At 67.6% G+C, this 15,056-nt stretch carries 13 protein-coding genes; 7 read left to right on the forward strand and 6 right to left on the reverse strand.

The annotated features are described in order from the left end of the window. Positions 1 to 158 precede the first annotated feature (158 nt). The 4 genes from QT386_RS09485 to QT386_RS09500 form a co-directional block, all read right to left on the reverse strand. Positions 159 to 605: a DUF4124 domain-containing protein gene (locus QT386_RS09485; RefSeq protein ID WP_289273511.1), complete on the reverse strand. Its 447-nt coding sequence runs from the start codon at positions 603 to 605 to the stop codon at positions 159 to 161. A gap of 115 nt (positions 606 to 720) precedes the next feature. Continuing rightward, positions 721 to 2,073 carry a DUF1329 domain-containing protein gene (locus QT386_RS09490; RefSeq protein ID WP_289273512.1) on the reverse strand — a complete coding sequence of 451 codons (1,353 nt, stop codon included), beginning with the start codon at positions 2,071 to 2,073 and terminating at the stop codon, positions 721 to 723. Between the two features lie 84 nt (positions 2,074 to 2,157). Then, positions 2,158 to 2,613 (reverse strand): GNAT family N-acetyltransferase, encoded by a 456-nt coding sequence (locus QT386_RS09495; RefSeq protein WP_289273513.1) that lies wholly within the window; start codon positions 2,611 to 2,613, stop codon positions 2,158 to 2,160. Then, positions 2,613 to 4,085 (reverse strand): RimK family protein, encoded by a 1,473-nt coding sequence (locus QT386_RS09500; protein WP_289273514.1) that lies wholly within the window; start codon positions 4,083 to 4,085, stop codon positions 2,613 to 2,615. The genes QT386_RS09495 and QT386_RS09500 overlap by 1 nt, the downstream gene beginning before the upstream one ends. A gap of 273 nt (positions 4,086 to 4,358) precedes the next feature. On the opposite strand from QT386_RS09500, the gene QT386_RS09505 reads away from it, so the two are divergent. From QT386_RS09505 to QT386_RS09515, 3 genes are all read left to right on the forward strand, one after another. Then, positions 4,359 to 5,306: an SPOR domain-containing protein gene (locus QT386_RS09505; protein ID WP_289273515.1), complete on the forward strand. Its 948-nt coding sequence runs from the start codon at positions 4,359 to 4,361 to the stop codon at positions 5,304 to 5,306. A gap of 190 nt (positions 5,307 to 5,496) precedes the next feature. Further along, a complete protein-coding gene (locus QT386_RS09510) occupies positions 5,497 to 6,666 on the forward strand; it encodes a fatty acid desaturase (protein ID WP_289273516.1) in 1,170 nt (389 codons plus the stop codon). A 172-nt stretch (positions 6,667 to 6,838) separates the two neighbouring features. After that, a complete protein-coding gene (locus tag QT386_RS09515; protein WP_289273517.1) occupies positions 6,839 to 7,501 on the forward strand; it encodes a hypothetical protein in 663 nt (220 codons plus the stop codon). Between the two features lie 243 nt (positions 7,502 to 7,744). Here the strand turns inward: QT386_RS09515 and typA are convergent, their stop codons facing one another. Continuing rightward, complete coding sequence (gene typA / locus QT386_RS09520; RefSeq protein WP_289273518.1) at positions 7,745 to 9,583, reverse strand: translational GTPase TypA; 1,839 nt, start codon at positions 9,581 to 9,583, stop codon at positions 7,745 to 7,747. A gap of 184 nt (positions 9,584 to 9,767) precedes the next feature. Here typA and QT386_RS09525 point away from each other — a divergent pair, with 184 nt between their 5' ends. Beyond that, complete coding sequence (locus QT386_RS09525) at positions 9,768 to 10,697, forward strand: GGDEF domain-containing protein (RefSeq protein WP_289273519.1); 930 nt, start codon at positions 9,768 to 9,770, stop codon at positions 10,695 to 10,697. 18 nt (positions 10,698 to 10,715) lie between these two features. Here the strand turns inward: QT386_RS09525 and purT are convergent, their stop codons facing one another. Next, a complete protein-coding gene (purT, locus tag QT386_RS09530) occupies positions 10,716 to 11,918 on the reverse strand; it encodes a formate-dependent phosphoribosylglycinamide formyltransferase (protein WP_289273520.1) in 1,203 nt (400 codons plus the stop codon). Positions 11,919 to 11,997: 79 nt separating this feature from the next. Between purT and pyk the strand changes: the two genes are divergently transcribed. The 3 genes from pyk to QT386_RS09545 all read left to right on the forward strand — a co-directional run bounded on the left by pyk (position 11,998) and on the right by QT386_RS09545 (position 14,992). Beyond that, positions 11,998 to 13,431: a pyruvate kinase gene (pyk, locus tag QT386_RS09535; protein WP_289273521.1), complete on the forward strand. Its 1,434-nt coding sequence runs from the start codon at positions 11,998 to 12,000 to the stop codon at positions 13,429 to 13,431. Between the two features lie 106 nt (positions 13,432 to 13,537). Next, positions 13,538 to 14,245 (forward strand): glycerophosphodiester phosphodiesterase family protein, encoded by a 708-nt coding sequence (locus QT386_RS09540; RefSeq protein WP_289273522.1) that lies wholly within the window; start codon positions 13,538 to 13,540, stop codon positions 14,243 to 14,245. An 87-nt stretch (positions 14,246 to 14,332) separates the two neighbouring features. After that, a complete protein-coding gene (locus tag QT386_RS09545; protein ID WP_289273523.1) occupies positions 14,333 to 14,992 on the forward strand; it encodes a glutathione S-transferase family protein in 660 nt (219 codons plus the stop codon). The last annotated feature ends 64 nt before the right edge of the window (positions 14,993 to 15,056 follow it).

Raw genomic sequence — 15,056 nt, forward strand, 5'->3', positions numbered from 1 at the left:
ACTTAAAGGCCATCGTGTAATCGCGCTGCGTCCTCTTAACCCTTGATTCCATTTGACTCTCCTTCTCGACTTCGAAAAGGTGTCAACCCTGGGCAGGACGGGTCACAGATGTGAAAAAGGCCGGCACAAGCCGGCCTTTTTCGTGGGCGGGGCCTTCTTCAGGAAGGACCGCCGCAACTGGTGGCCGCCAGCGCCTCGGCCTGCCGGCGCTGCTCCTCGTGGCGTTCCGTGGTCCAGCGCTCCATCTCGCCCTTCTCATTGCGCGTCATCAGGCGGCTGGGAATCTTCTGCGCCAGCAGGGCCAGCCGCTCCCGGGCGGCAGTGCAGGCCTCGTCCTGCTTGGCCTGCTTGGCCGCAGCCTCGGTCTCCTTGCGGGCCGCTTCCTCCTGGCCCTTGTCCAGCGCCTCCACTTGGCGCTGCAAGGCCTCGGCCTCGGCCGGATTGCCCGGCGTCACGCGCGGCGTCACCTTTTCGGCCGTGCGGCCGACCGGCGGGGTCTGGCTGTAGGTGACGCGGCCCTGGGCGTCCACGGAGCGGTAGATATCGGCAGCGGCCAGGCCGGGGAGCGCGAGCAGCAGGGGCAAGAGCAAGGCATGGGTCTTCATGCTCCAAGCTTAGAGCTTCCGCGCCGGCAACACACGCCGGCCCGGCGGCGGCCCGACAGGAGGCACCAAGAAAAACGCCGCCCTGTGGGCGGCGTTCTGAGGACGGCGTGACGCTTTACTTGGTGGCCTGGCGCTGCACGTTGGCCGGGTCGAAGTAGGACGGCTCGAACACCTGCTCGTAGGCCTCCTCGTCTTCGTTGTTCATCGCCTGGGTCAGGTAACGGCCACTCTGCAGGTCGTAGATCGTTTCCAGCACCGAGGCCTGGAAGGTCTTGTTGTAGGCCTGGATCGGATGGGCTTCCTGCCAGCGCCACAGCTCGCCACGACGGTCGTAGATGTCCACCAGCGAGATCTGCCAGCTGTCCTCGTCCAGGAAGAACACACGCTTGGCGTAGACGTGCGAGGTGCCTGGCTTGAGCGTGCCTTCCACCACCCAGACACGGTGCAGCTCGTAGCGCGGCAGGTCCTGGTTGATGTGGTTGCGCTTGATGATGTCCTTGTACTTGTACTTGTCGCTGTGCACGACGTAGGCGTTGTACGGGATGATCATTTCCTTCTTGCCGACGATCTTCCAGGTATAGCGGTCGGTGGCGCCGTTGAAGGTGTCGGTCTGGTCGTTGGTGCGCAGGTTGTCGGCGCCCGTGCCCGGGTTGTCGTAGCCGACGTTCGGGGCGCGGCGCAGGCGGCGCTGGCCGGGGTTGTACTGCCAGGCGCGGCGCGGTTCCTTGACCTGGTCCATGGTCTCGTGGACCAGGGTGATCTGGCCGGCCAGGCGCGGCGGCTGCGCCACCACCTGCAGGAAGTAGATGATGACGTTCTGCAGCGATTCGGGCGTGGCGCCCTTCTGGCTGTAGGTGAAGCGCACGTCCTCGCGGATCTTCACCAGGTTGAAGTCACCGCTGGTGGTGACGGCGGCCTGGTTGTTCCAGCGACGGCCACCCGGGCCACGGTAGCGGACCTTGTGGTTCCACACCGGCTCGACGCCGCTCTTGGGAATCGGGAAGGGAATGCCGGTGATGGTGTTCACCAGGGCCTCGCCGCCGCCGCCCAGGTCACCTTTCAGGGCATTCTGGTAGGTGGCCTCGTTGACGAAGTCCGGGAAGGCCGCGGTGCGGCGCGTCTGGAAGACGTTGAGCTTGTAGCTGTCCGGGTACTTGGCGAACATCGCCAACTGGCCGGCGCTGAGCTTGTCCTTGTACTGGGAATAGTTCTTGCCGGTGACCGTGTAAAGCGGCTTGTCGCTGGGGAAGGGATCGCAGAGGCGCTTGCCGTCGCCCTGGTAGCAGGACGGGGTCTGGGTGTAGCCGCCGTCCCAGGCCGGAATGCTGCCGTCCTTGTTGGCCGCCTTCTCGCCACCCATCGGCATCAGGGTGGACTTGAGCTTGTCGGCCTCGGCCTGGCTGACCTTGGCGGCGGCCGGCAAGGCCACCAGCGTCAGCGCCAGGGCGATGCAGGTTTTGATCTTCATTCTTGTGAACTCCTCGAATTGCTTTCGCTTGGCGAACGATAGTGCAGAAGCAGCGCTCGTTCCAGACGGCGGCCAGGCTTTCGCTCAGCCCGGCAGCGGCTTGCGCAGGCGCAGGCCGTCGGCTCCATCTTCGTAGTATGCGCGCAGTACCGCCGTCTCGGCATAGCCGAGCCGGCGATAGAGTGCCCGCGCCGGGGCATTGTCCGCACGCACTTCCAGTGACATTAGTGCCTTTTTACCAAGCCGTGCATGCCGCTCGGCGGCATTGACCAGCCGGCCGGCGATCCCCTGCCCACGGGCGGCGGGATCCACCACCACCGAGTAGATGCGCGCCACGGCATTGTTGCGCCGCGTCAACAGTACCAGCGCGCCGAGCGTGGCACCGCGCGCGCGTGCCACCCAGATGGGGGCGCTGTCACCGGCCAGCAGGCGGCGCAGGGAGCGGGCCGACATGCGGTCGCCGGGGAAATTCTGCTCCAGCGCCAGCAGCGCCGGCAGGTCGGCAGGGCCGGCACGGCGGACCTGCGGGCGGTCGGGCATCAGCGCACCGCGTCGCGCGCGCGCGATTCCAGGCGCTTGACGAAGTATTCCATGATGCGGCGGTACAGCAGTTCCTTGAGCACCAGGTCCTCCACGCCGAAATCGATGTTGGGGTTGTCGTTGACCTCGATGACCTTGACCACCTTGCCGAACTGCTTGAGGTCCACGCCATAGAGGCCGTTGCCCACGGCACGGGCGGCATCCACCGCGATCTTGAGCACCTGGCCCGGCACGTCCTTGACGTCCACGGTCTCGTGGTTGCCTTCCTGCTTGGCGCCCTTGTCGTTGCGCTTGACCACCTGCCAGTGGCCCTCGGCCATGTAGTAGCGGCAGGCGTAGAGCGGCTGTCCGTCGAGCACGCCGACGCGCCAGTCGTACTCGGTGGGCTCGAAGGACTGGCCGATGATGAGGTCCGAGCGCTCCAGCATGTCGCGCGTCTGGCGCTTGAAGTCGGCCTCGCTCTCGGCCTTGATGACACCCTTGGAGAACTGCGAGTCCGGCTGCTTGAGCACACAGGGGAAGCCCAGCTCGCGGGCGGCGGCAGCGATGTTGCCGCGGTGGATCACCACCGTCTTGGGCTGGGGGATGCGGTGGCGCTCCATCAGCTGCGCCAGGAACACCTTGTTGGCGGCGCGCAGGATCGACACCGGGTCGTCCACCACCACCAGGCCTTCGCGCGCGGCGCGGCGGGCGAAGCGGTAGGTGTGGTGGTTGACCGCGGTGGTCTCGCGGATGAACAGGGCGTCGAACTCGGCGACGTGGCCGTAGTCGCTCTTGTCGATGAACTCGACGTCGAAGCCCTGCTCCTCGGCGGCCTTTTCGAAGGCCTTGAGCGCGCGGGCGTTGGAGGGCGGCTCCTTCTCGTCGTCGTTGACCAGGATCGCCAGGTCGTAGCGCGCCGAATCGCGCTTGGTGCGCGGGTGGCGGCGCTTCATGAAGAAGTAGTCGCGCGCCGCCTCGTAGAGGAATTCATGGTGCGCCGCCGGCACCTCGCCCAGGGCGATGGGCCCCAGGGTCTCCACGCGCCATTCGTCGCCGCGGTGGATGAACTTGGCCTGCACCAGCGGCGCCGGGAACAGGTTGAACAGCGCCCGTGCCAGGCGCTCGTGGCGCTTGGCGATGGAGCGGCCGAAGTAGACATTGAGGATGTACTCCGCCGAACCGATGCGCGACAGCGAGTTCTGGATCAGCTCCTCGATCTCGTCGTTGAGCACCGACGGACTTTCCGCCAGCTTCAGGTCCTGGATCGTGGTGATTTCGGGCAGCGGCTTGTGCCCGCGGGCACTGGCCAGCAGCGACACGTAATAGCCCGTGGTCTGGTAGCTGAAGGAGCGGCACAGGTTATAGATGCGCGAGCGCTTGGCGCGCGTCATCGACTCGTCGGTCAGGTAGTCCCAGGCCGTCACAACTTCGATACCGGGAATGTTCGCCGGCCAGTCGGAGCGCTGATCCACCACCACGATGCCGCTCACGTCGGCAGGCCCTGCGGATCGGCGGGAGGCGTAGCGACGCGTTCAGACCCGCGTATCGGGCCTTGGGAATCTTCGGGCATGTGGGAGGCGGTTGATCGGTCTTGAAGGAAAAAACCGCAGCATCATCCTAGCATGCGAAGTGCTTCGCAGAGGCGGCGTACACTGCTGCCGGCAGGATCGATGGCTGTGATTATTGATTGAATTATGAAATTAGAGTTTATCCAAAAATCAACTTCGCGCCAGGCTGCTGCACGCAGTGCCGCCGGCCTCGTCATGCTCGTGCTGGCCGGCCTGGCGTACGCGCAGCCGCTGCCCCTGGCGGTTGCCCGCGTGGCGCCCACCGCGGAACTGCGGCGCGGCGACGAGATCCTGGAACTGCGCAGCCGCGTGCCGCTGAGCCCGGACGACCGCGTGGTCACCGGCCCTCAGGGCCGGGTGTCGCTGCAACTCTACGGCGGCGGCGCCCTGCGCCTGGGCGGCGACAGCACGTTGCGCCTGCACAGCATCGAGCCGCCGGGCCCCGGCAACAGCGGCGTGGCCAAGCTGATCCTCGAACGCGGCGCCCTGCGCCTGGATGCGCGCGGCCGCTCCGGCCAGCCGCCGCAGGACTACCGCCTCAATGCCGGGCGCCTGCGCCTGCGCGTATTCGGCGGCGAGGCCTGGACCGAAGTGACGTCCCGCGGCGAAAGCGTCTGCCTGCTGTCGGGCGCGGTGGAGATCGTGGCCGACACCGGCGGCGAGCGCCTGGACCAGCCGGGCGCTTGCCTGGTGTTCGGCCAGGGGGGACGCCTGCCGGTCCATGGCGACGGCGGCGAGGCACTGGCGCGCAAGCTGCTGCGCACCGCTTTCGCCGACGACCTCAACGCCCGCGCGCTGGCCGAGCAGACGCCGGAGCCGGTGGCCGAGGTACTGCCGCCAGCCGATCCCGCCGTGGCCTCGCCCGAGGCGGCGCCGGTGCCGGTGCCGGCCACGCCCGGTCCGCGCTGGACGCTGGTCCTGGCCTCCTTCCCCGATCCGGCGGCGGCGGAGAACGCCGTGCGCAGCTGGCTCAACCAGGGCGAGACCCCCCAGGTCCGCCGCTCGGACACACCGTCGGGCGTGCGCTTCCGCGTCACCGTGGGGGATTACGCCGACCTGGCCCAGGCCCGGGCCGGCCTGACGGAACTGCGCAGCCGCCAGCTCAACGCCGCCGAAGCCTGGGTGATGCCGGTCAAGGATTAGGGCGTTCCAGCCACCCGGTGGGCCCGGGAATTGCTGCGGTTTGCAGGGCGTAGAGATTCCGTCACGAAACCGCCACGCTGTTTCTGTACAAGTGTATAGTGAGACCGTGAGGCCTCGGGTCCACGCACAGCGCTTTTGCTGCGCCTAGCGGCCGGTCAGTGCCGCAAAAGTCTTTCTGGAGAAGTGCTGTATGTCATCCGCCTCGGATTCCGCCTGGGAACGCGCGCCGCTCAACCTGCCGGCCGTGATCCTGTTCAGCCTGACCACCCTGGGCATGCTGACGGTATTCCCCTGGTACGCCTGGACCCATGATTTCAGCGCCGCCGCCTGGGTCTGGTTCGTGGTGTTCATGTACGGCACCGGCATGTCGATCACCGGCGGCTACCACCGCCTCTGGGCACACCGCGCCTACCAGGCCCACTGGAGCCTGAAGATCGTATACATGCTGCTGGGCGCCATGTCGCTGCAGAACAGCATCCTGATCTGGGCCTCGATGCACCGCATCCATCACAAGGAAGTGGACCACCGCGACCGCGACCCCTACTCCGCCGAGCGCGGCCTGTGGTTCTCGCACATGGGCTGGATGCTGCGGAACTACCCCAGCTCCGCGCTGGACTTCAAGAACGCGCGCGACCTGATGGAAGACCCCATCGTGATGTTCCAGCACAAGCACTACCTGGGCATCGCGCTGTTCATGAACATCGCCGTGCCGGCGCTGCTGGGCTGGGCCTACGGCGACGTCGGCGGCTTCCTGATGCTGGTAGGCCTGCTGCGCCTGGTGATGAGCCAGCACTTCACCTTCTTCATCAACTCGCTGGCCCACTACTGGGGCCGCCAGCCCTACACCACCGAGAACAGCGCGCGCGACAACGACGTGCTCGCCCTGTTCACCTACGGCGAGGGCTACCACAACTACCACCACATCTTTCAGTGGGACTACCGCAACGGCATCCGCTGGTGGCAGTGGGACCCCACCAAGTGGATGATCGCCGGCGCCGCCCGCCTGGGCCTGGCCTATAACCTCAAGCGCGTACCGGAATTCGTCATCCGCCGCCAGATGGTGCAGCGCCAGCTGGAACGCGCGCAGGCGCAGTTGGCCAAGGCCCAGCCCGAGGTCCAGCCGGGCCGCCTGGCTGCCCTGCAGACGCTGCTGGAGCATGAGCTGAAGCACTACGCCGAGATCGCCTCGGAGTGGGCCAAGCTGCAGCAGGAGAAGCTGGAAGCCGCCAAGCGCCAGCTCGCCGAGCAGTGGGAGAACAGCGAGGCCCGTGCCCGCATCCGCGCCCTGGAGGATTCGCTGCACCAGCAGCACCGCCGCCTGCGCCTGCTGAGCCTGCAGGCCGCCCAGGTCGCCGCCTGAGCCTGCCGAGCTGTACGAAAAAGCCCCGCTCGAGCGGGGCTTTTTCGTAGGGGCTGTCGGAGCGCAGTTTTCCGGCCATCCGAACGGTCACGCACGGCGCGCAAACGGTCACCTTTTCCGCGGGGTTTTGCCGAAAACTGATGACAGATGCCTGATTTGATCGGGGGGCGTCATGAAGCGATGCGGCAAGGGGCTTGCGGGTTTGATGATGCTGGGGTGCTGCAGCCCTGCGTCGGCGGCATGCCAGAACGACGAGGGCTTCCGCTGGCTGGGCTGCGCTCCCGAGACACCACAGCTGAGCAGCGGCTGGACCGGCGGCACGACCACCACCCCGCTGGAAGCGGGCTTCCGCCTGGCCGAGTGGCGCAACGACAGCTATGCCCGCCACAGCATGCGCCTGCGCTTCGACGCACGCAGCGATACCGAGGACCTGCTGCGCCGCTGGCGCTACGGCGCCGGCCTGGACCTGCATCTGCCCGGCGACGGCCTGCTGCAGGCCAGCGTCTCCACCACCAAGCGCCGCCGCGGCGAGGGGGCGCGCTACGCCTTCACACCGGACGGCCTCTCCAGCCGCCGCCACGGCGACCAGCCGTTCTGGGCCCTGGGCCTGTCGCTGGCCCCGGAGGATCGCGCCGACGGCCGCCGCCTGATGCTGACGCCTCAGCTACGCCTGGACGTGGACCGCTGGCTGGACACCTATGGCAGTGCCGAGCTGTACGTGGAGTACACCCCTTGGATCCACGACCTGAAGGGCACCTCGCGCGAGGACCGCGAAAACCTGCAGGACACCCTGGACGAGCGAGTGCCGCAGTTGCGGATGCGCTGGCGGTTTTAAATCCCTCCGCAGGGTGGACAAAGCGAAGCGTGCCCGCCCTGCGCGAGCTGGCGAATTTGAATAGGGGCAGGCCTCCCTACGCTCGCTCGACAGAAACCCTCTCGGCCACTGCTCCTGCGTTGCCGTACCTCGGGCATCCATGCCTTCGTCATCCCGGCCTCTCTCCCGCAAGCGGGCCAGAGGAGGAAAAGCCAACGAAAAAGCCCCGCATCGCGGGGCCTTTTTTGTTGCAGCAAACAGCTTTTAGTCGTCCTTGTCCGAACGCTTGCGCTCGTGTTCCTTGAGGAACTTCTTGCGCACGCGGATCGACTGCGGGGTCAGTTCCACCAGCTCATCGTTGTTGATGAACTCGAGGGCCTGCTCCAGCGAATGCTTCACCGGCGGCGTCAGGATGACGTTTTCATCCGAGCCGGAGGCGCGCATGTTGGTCAGCTTCTTCTCGCGCAGCACGTTGACCACCAGGTCGTTGTCGCGAGCATGGATGCCGACGATCTGGCCTTCGTAGACCTCGTCGCCCGGCGAGGACATCATCTTGCCGCGCTCCTGCAGGTTGAACAGCGCATAGGCCGGAACCTTGCCTTGGTCGTTGGAGATCATCACGCCGTTGTGGCGCTGGCCGATGTCGCTGGCCTCGGCCTTGGGGCCGAAGTGGTCGAAGTTGTGGAACAGCAGGCCGGTGCCCGAGGTCATGGTCATGAACTGGGTCTGGAAGCCGATCAGGCCGCGCGAGGGGATCATGTACTCCAGGCGCACGCGGCCCTTGCCGTCGGGGACCATATTGTTCATCTTGCCGCCGCGCTCGGCCAGGCCCTGGATCACGCCGCCCTGGTTGGCTTCTTCCACGTCGGCCACCAGGGTTTCGTACGGCTCGCAGATCTCGCCGTCGATTTCCTTGAGGATGACCTGCGGACGCGCCACGGCGATCTCGTAGCCTTCACGGCGCATGCTCTCGAGCAGGATGCCCAGGTGCAGTAGGCCGCGGCCGGAGACGCGGAACTGGTCCGGGCTGTCGCCCGGCTCGACGCGCAGCGCGACGTTGGTGCGCAGCTCGCGCTGCAGGCGGTCGCTGATCTGGCGGCTGGTGACGAACTTGCCTTCCTTGCCAGCGAACGGCGACTTGTTGACCTCGAACATCATGCTCATGGTGGGCTCGTCGACCTGTAGGGTCGGCAGCGCTTCCGGGGTCTTGGGATCGCAGACGGTCTCGGAGATGCCCAGGTCTTCCACGCCGGTGATGGCGATGATGTCGCCGGCCTCGGCCTCGGGGACCTCGTGCTTGTCCAGGCCCATGAAGCCCAGCACCTGCAGCACGCGGCCGTTGCGGGTGGAGCCGTCACGGCCCACCACGGTCACCGGCTGGTTGGCCTTGACGCGGCCACGCTTGACGCGGCCGGTGCCGATCACGCCGACGTAGGTCGAATAGGCCAGCGAGGTGATCTGCATCTGGAACGGCTGGTCCGGCTGCACGTCCGGCACCGGCACCTTGTCGACGATGGTCTCGAACAGCGGGGTCATATCGCCCTCGCGAATGTCCGGCGAGTTGCCGGCATAGCCGTTGAGGCCCGAGGCGTAGATGAAGGGGAAGTCCAGCTGCTCGTCGGTGGCACCGAGGCGATCGAACAGTTCGAACACCTGGTCGACGACCCAATCCGCACGGGCGCCAGGGCGGTCGATCTTGTTCAGCACCACGATCGGCTTCAGGCCCATGTTGAAGGCCTTCTGCGTGACGAAGCGGGTCTGCGGCATCGGGCCGTCGACCGAGTCCACCAGCAGGAGCACGCAATCCACCATGGACAGCACGCGCTCGACCTCGCCGCCGAAGTCGGCGTGGCCCGGGGTGTCGACGATGTTGATGCGGTAGTCGATGCCGGTGCGCTTGTCGAGCCAGCGGATGGCCGTGTTCTTGGCCAGGATGGTGATGCCGCGCTCACGCTCCAGGTCGTTGGAGTCCATCACGCGCTCGCCGAGCTGTTCGCGTGCATCAAGGGTCTGCGACTGGCGCAGGAGCTTGTCGACGAGCGTGGTCTTGCCGTGGTCGACGTGGGCGATGATGGCGATGTTGCGGAGATTCTGGATGCTCACGGGAGGGTGTCCGATTGCTGCGGTGCGCAAAAAAGGTCGCGAATTGTACGCGAGGTCCCGTGACGCTGCATGAACGGCTTTTATCGGCCCCCGGCGCCCTTTGGCCTGCCGGGGCCGCCCAAGGGGGCCGGGGCTGGCTATTTTGCGACCATGCATGTCCATGCGGGCCATGCGGAGTCCGCCTATGAAGCCTGTCGCCGTCACCCTCGCCTCCTACCGCCGCCTGGCCCGCTGGCTGCCGTTCCGTCAGCTGGACGCGCAATTGTCCGCCCTGGTCGCCCTGGCCGGCCTGATGCCCCTGCTGGGGCTTCTGGCCGGCCTGGTGGTGCCCGGGGCACCCCGCGGTACCCTGGTCCTGCTGGGCGCGCTGGCGGGCACCGGCCTGGCGCTGTGGGGGCTGCAGCAGCTGCTCGCCCCCCTGCGCATGGCTCAGGCCGCCCTGCAGCTGCGCGCCACCCAGGGGCGGGTCCAGCCCCTGCCGACCGACCTGGGGGGCGACATGGGGGACCTGCTGCGCGAACTGCGCCGGGCGCTGGAGGCCGAGGCGGCCCAGGGCCAGAGCCTGCAGGCCCTGAGCCTCGACGACGCCCTGACCGGCCTGCCCAACCGCCGCTTCGCCGGGGAGTACCTGCGCCTGGCCGTGCATGCCGCCGAGCGCACCGGCTCCCGGCTGACGGTGGCCCTGATCGACCCGGCCCACATCGCCCGCCTCAACGAGGAACATGGCGTGGACACCGGCGACCGGGCGATCCGGGAGCTGGGGGAATTCCTGCGCCAGTGGCTCAAGCGCAAGAGCGACTGGGTCGGCCGCTGGGAGGAGGACCAGTTCCTGGCGGTGATGTTCAGCGAGCAGAACCAGGCCACCGAGTACCTGGAAAACCTGAAGCGCGAGTTCGCCCGGCGCATGCAGCACTTCGACGGCGGCCCGCTGAGCCTGAACGTCGGCCTGGTGGAACTGCGCAAGCATGAGCGCCTGCAGGACTTCAGCGAGCGCCTGGAGACCGAGCTGCGGCTGGAGAAGCACATGGAGCCGCGCCGCCCGCCGGAGGCGGACGTGCCGGGTAGCGCGAAGGTCTATTCCATCGCCGGCGCGCTGCTGCGCCAGCGCCACTAGGGCACGGGCACTACCCGCTCAGGCGATCCGCACCGCGGCGGCAGAGCGGCGCGCCTTGGCGCGCGCCTCGTCGATGCTGTCGCCCAGCGCCAGGGCCACGCCCATGCGGCGCTTGCCGGCGATCTCGGGCTTGCCGAACAGGCGGAACTGGGTGTCGGGTTCGGCCAGGGCGGCAGCCACGCCCTCGAAGGCCGGCGCGGGACGGTCGCCTTCCAGCAGCAGGGCGCAGGACGCCGAGGGACCACGGCCGCGGATGTTGGGGACCGGCAGGCCGAGGATGGCGCGCAGATGCAGTGCGAACTCGGAGAGGTCCTGCGAGATCAGCGTGACCAGTCCGGTGTCGTGCGGGCGCGGCGACACCTCGGAGAAGATCACCTCGTCGCCGCGCACGAACAGCTCGACGCCGAACAGGCCGCGGCCGCCCAGGGCAGAGGTGATCTGGTCCGCTACCGCCTGGGCCTTGGCCAGGGCCGCGGGGCTCATGGGGTGCGGCTGCCAGGACTCGCGGTAGTCGCCGTCGATCTGCAGGTGGCCGATCGGCGCACAGTACGAGGTCTTCACGGCGGCGGAGCCGTCGGTGCCGGCGGCATGGCGCACGGTCAGCAGGGTGATTTCGTAGTCGAAGTCGATGAAGCCCTCGACGATCACGCGGCCGGCGCCGGCGCGGCCGCCGGCCTGGGCGTACTCCCAGGCCTCCTGGATGTCGGCCTCGGTCTTCACCACGCTCTGGCCCTTGCCGGACGAAGACATCACCGGCTTCACCACGCAGGGCATGCCCAGGGCACGCACGGCCTCCTCGTAATCCTCGTAGCGGTCGGCGAAGCGGTAGGGCGAGGTCGGCAGGCCCAGCTCCTCGGCGGCCAGGCGGCGGATGCCCTCGCGATCCATGGTCAGGCGCGCGGCGCGGGCGGTGGGGATCACGTGATAGCCCTCGGCCTCCAGCTCCTGCAGCGTCGGGGTATGGATGGCCTCGATTTCCGGCACGATGAAGTGCGGCTTCTCCAGCTCGATCACGCGGCGCAGCTCGTCGCCGTCGAGCATGCGGATCACATGGCTGCGGTGCGCCACCTGCATGGCCGGCGCATTGGCGTAGCGGTCCACCGCGATGCATTCCACGCCCAGGCGCTGCGCCTCGATCACGACTTCCTTGCCGAGTTCGCCGGAGCCCAGCATCAGCAGGCGGGTGGCGTTGGGGGACAACGGGGTGCCGAACGTGGTCATAGTGCTGATCGTTTCGTCGGAGAGGCGTGCCGTTTCCGGCGGCGGGAGTAGACTTATACCCAGCATTATCGGAGAACTCATGGCCCGCCGCACCAAGATCGTCGCCACCCTCGGCCCCGCCACCGACCAGCCGGGGGTGCTCAAGCGCCTGCTGGCGGCAGGCGTCGACGTGGTCCGCCTCAATTTCTCGCACGGCAAGCAGGAGGATCACGCACGGCGCGCACTGGCGGTGCGCGAGGCCGCGGCCGAGCTGGGCGTGGACGTGGGTGTTCTGGCCGACCTGCAGGGCCCCAAGATCCGCATCGAGTCCTTTGCCGCCGGCCCGGTGGAACTGGTAGAGGGCCAGCCATTCGCACTGGATACCGCCCTGGGCTCGGAGGCTGGCGATATCACGGTGGTGGGCTGCGCCTACGCCGAGCTGCCGCGCGATGTTGCGCCCGGCGACACCCTGCTGCTCAACGACGGCGCCATCTCGCTGCGCGTGGACGCGGTGGGCAGCACGCGCATCGACACCACGGTGCTCCTGGGTGGCGTGCTGTCCAACCGCAAGGGCATCAACAAGCAGGGCGGCGGCCTGTCCGCCGAGGCCCTGACCGACAAGGACCGTTCCGACCTGCGCTATGCCGTGAGCATCGGCGTGGACTTCATTGCCGTGTCCTTTCCGCGCTCGGCGCAGGACATGCTGCAGGCGCGCGAGCTGGTCAAGGAAGCCGGCGGCGACTGCGCCCTGGTGGCCAAGATCGAGCGCGCCGAGGCCCTGCCGGAACTGGTGGAGCTGGTGGCCGCCTCCGACGTGGTGATGGTGGCGCGCGGCGACCTGGGCGTGGAGATCGGCGACGCCGAGCTGCCGGGCTGGCAGAAGCGCATCATCCGCGAGGCCCGCGAACAGAACCGCATGGTGATCACCGCCACGCAGATGATGGAATCCATGATCACCAGCCCGGTGCCGACCCGCGCCGAGGTGCTGGACGTGGCCAACGCCGTCATGGACGGCACCGACGCGGTGATGCTGTCGGCCGAGACCGCCAGCGGCAAGTACCCGGTCAAGGTGGTGGAGGCCATGTCGCGCGTCTGCATCGGCGCGGAAAGTGCCATGCCGGATCGCCCCAACCGCTTCCGCCGTGCCTTCGACGCGCACTTCGAGCGCACCGACGAAGCCATCGCCATGGCCACGGCCTGGACCGCGCGCAACATGCGCGCCGACGCCATCCTGTCGCTGACCGAGTCGGGCAGTACGGCGCTGATGATGTCGCGCAGCGAGATGAACATCCCGATCTTCGCCCTGACCCGCCACGAGAAGACGCGCCGCCGCATGGCGCTGTGCCGCGGCGTGTTCCCGGTGGATTTCGCGCCGAGCATGCTGGACACGCTCAAGCCGCTGCAGGAGGCGGTGGCGCACATGGAGAAGCGCGGCAGTGTCACCCAGGGCCAGCGCGTGATCATGACCAAGGGCGATTTCACCGGCCCGGGCGGGACCAATGCGATGAAGATCGTGACCGTGGGAGAGTTCTAGAGGCTATGCCGTCCGCGAATGAACGCAAATAAACGCGACTCGCTTTGCTTTATTTGCGTTCATTCGCGTCCATTTGCGGACTGAATGCTGTTGGCGGAGGAAGACCATGACCGGCAAGGCTTCGGATTTCCTGGTGATCGGCCACCGCGGCGCCCGCGGCCACGCGCCGGAGAACACCCTGCTGGCCATCGATACCGGCATCCGCATGGGCGCGCACTGGGTAGAGTTCGACGTGCAGCAGCTCGGCGACGAACTGCTGCTGATGCACGACCTGCGCCTGGACCGTACCACCAACGGCCATGGCCCGCTGGCGGAGTACACGTTCGAGGAACTGCGCCGGCTCGATGCCGGACAGGGCCAGCAGATACCGACACTGCAGGAAGCCCTGGACGTGGTGGACCAGCGTGCGGGCGTGAACATCGAGCTGAAGACCTGGGGCGGCTGCGCCGCCGCGGTGGCGCGCGTGCTGCGCGATTACCTGGCGGACGGTTGGCCGGCGGAGCGGTTCCTGGTGTCCTCCTTCCACCTGCCGGAGCTCTGGGAGTTCCGGCAATTGCTGCCCGAGGTGCCGGTGGGCGCCCTGGTCTGCGGCGTGCCGCTGGACTGGGCCGGCTCGGCGGCCGAGCTGGGCGCCGCCAGCCTCAACGTCTCCGACGAGTTCGTGGACGACAAGCTGGTGACCGACGCCCATGCCCGCGGCCTGAAGGTCTATGCCTATACGGTGAACCATCCGGACGACATGCGCCGTCTGCGCGCGCAGGGCGTGGACGGCATCTTCACGGACTACCCGGACCGGGCCCTGGCGCTGGGCTGAATCCGGCGCCGGAGGCGGCGCTTTGACAGTTCCTCGGGCGGGGGGCCACCATGGCCAATGATCCCGCCCTCGAAGGATTTGTGATAAATGATTGACCTTTATACGGCCCCCACTCCCAACGGCCACAAGGCCTCGATCATGCTGGAAGAGTTGGGCGTGCCCTACCGGGTGATCCCGGTGGACATCTCCCGCGGCGACCAGAAGCGCCCGGACTACCTGCAGTTGAACCCCAACGGCCGCATCCCCACCATCGTGGACCGCGACGCCGGCGACTTCGCCGTGTTCGAGTCCGGTGCCATCCTGATCTACCTGGCCGAGAAGTACGGCCGCTTCCTGCCGGCCGACGTCCAGGGCCGCTCGCGGGCGATCCAGTGGCTGATGTTCCAGATGGGTGGCGTCGGCCCCATGCAGGGCCAGGCCAACGTCTTCTTCCGCTACTTCCCCGAGAAGATCCAGCCGGCGATCGACCGCTACCAGAAGGAAACCCGGCGCCTGTACCAGGTGCTCGACACCCAGCTGGGCCGCAGCGAATACCTGGCCGGCGACTACTCCATCGCCGACATCGCCACCTACCCCTGGGTGAAGATCCACGACTGGGCCGGCGTGGAAGCGCGCGACCTGCCGAACCTGAGCGCCTGGATGGACAAGGTCGCCGCCCGCCCGGCGGTGCAGCGCGGCCTCAAGGTGCCCGGCAAGGTCTCGCCCGAGGAAATCGTCAAGAGCGCGCAGAACATCGTCGTCAAGTAGGCCGCCACGGGCTCATGTCACAGGAACGCAACATTGCGGCGCTAAACGTCCGGGTCCCGGCCGA

This window comes from Solimonas sp. SE-A11 (genome assembly GCF_030345715.1).
Classification (GTDB): domain Bacteria; phylum Pseudomonadota; class Gammaproteobacteria; order Nevskiales; family Nevskiaceae; genus Solimonas_A.

What these genes read in the sequence shown, in the direction of transcription:
- QT386_RS09540 (WP_289273522.1), top strand. Translation starts at nt 13,538, where the DNA reads ATGACCGGCAAGGCTTCGGATTTCCTGGTGATCGGCCACCGCGGCGCC.
- pyk (WP_289273521.1), top strand. Translation starts at nt 11,998, where the DNA reads ATGGCCCGCCGCACCAAGATCGTCGCCACCCTCGGCCCCGCCACCGAC.
- QT386_RS09505 (WP_289273515.1), top strand. Translation starts at nt 4,359, where the DNA reads ATGCTCGTGCTGGCCGGCCTGGCGTACGCGCAGCCGCTGCCCCTGGCG.
- purT (WP_289273520.1), bottom strand. Translation starts at nt 11,918, where the DNA reads ATGACCACGTTCGGCACCCCGTTGTCCCCCAACGCCACCCGCCTGCTG.
- QT386_RS09545 (WP_289273523.1), top strand. Translation starts at nt 14,333, where the DNA reads ATGATTGACCTTTATACGGCCCCCACTCCCAACGGCCACAAGGCCTCG.
- QT386_RS09510 (WP_289273516.1), top strand. Translation starts at nt 5,497, where the DNA reads ATGTCATCCGCCTCGGATTCCGCCTGGGAACGCGCGCCGCTCAACCTG.
- QT386_RS09485 (WP_289273511.1), bottom strand. Translation starts at nt 605, where the DNA reads ATGAAGACCCATGCCTTGCTCTTGCCCCTGCTGCTCGCGCTCCCCGGC.
- QT386_RS09490 (WP_289273512.1), bottom strand. Translation starts at nt 2,073, where the DNA reads ATGAAGATCAAAACCTGCATCGCCCTGGCGCTGACGCTGGTGGCCTTG.
- QT386_RS09525 (WP_289273519.1), top strand. Translation starts at nt 9,768, where the DNA reads ATGAAGCCTGTCGCCGTCACCCTCGCCTCCTACCGCCGCCTGGCCCGC.
- QT386_RS09495 (WP_289273513.1), bottom strand. Translation starts at nt 2,613, where the DNA reads ATGCCCGACCGCCCGCAGGTCCGCCGTGCCGGCCCTGCCGACCTGCCG.
- QT386_RS09515 (WP_289273517.1), top strand. Translation starts at nt 6,839, where the DNA reads ATGAAGCGATGCGGCAAGGGGCTTGCGGGTTTGATGATGCTGGGGTGC.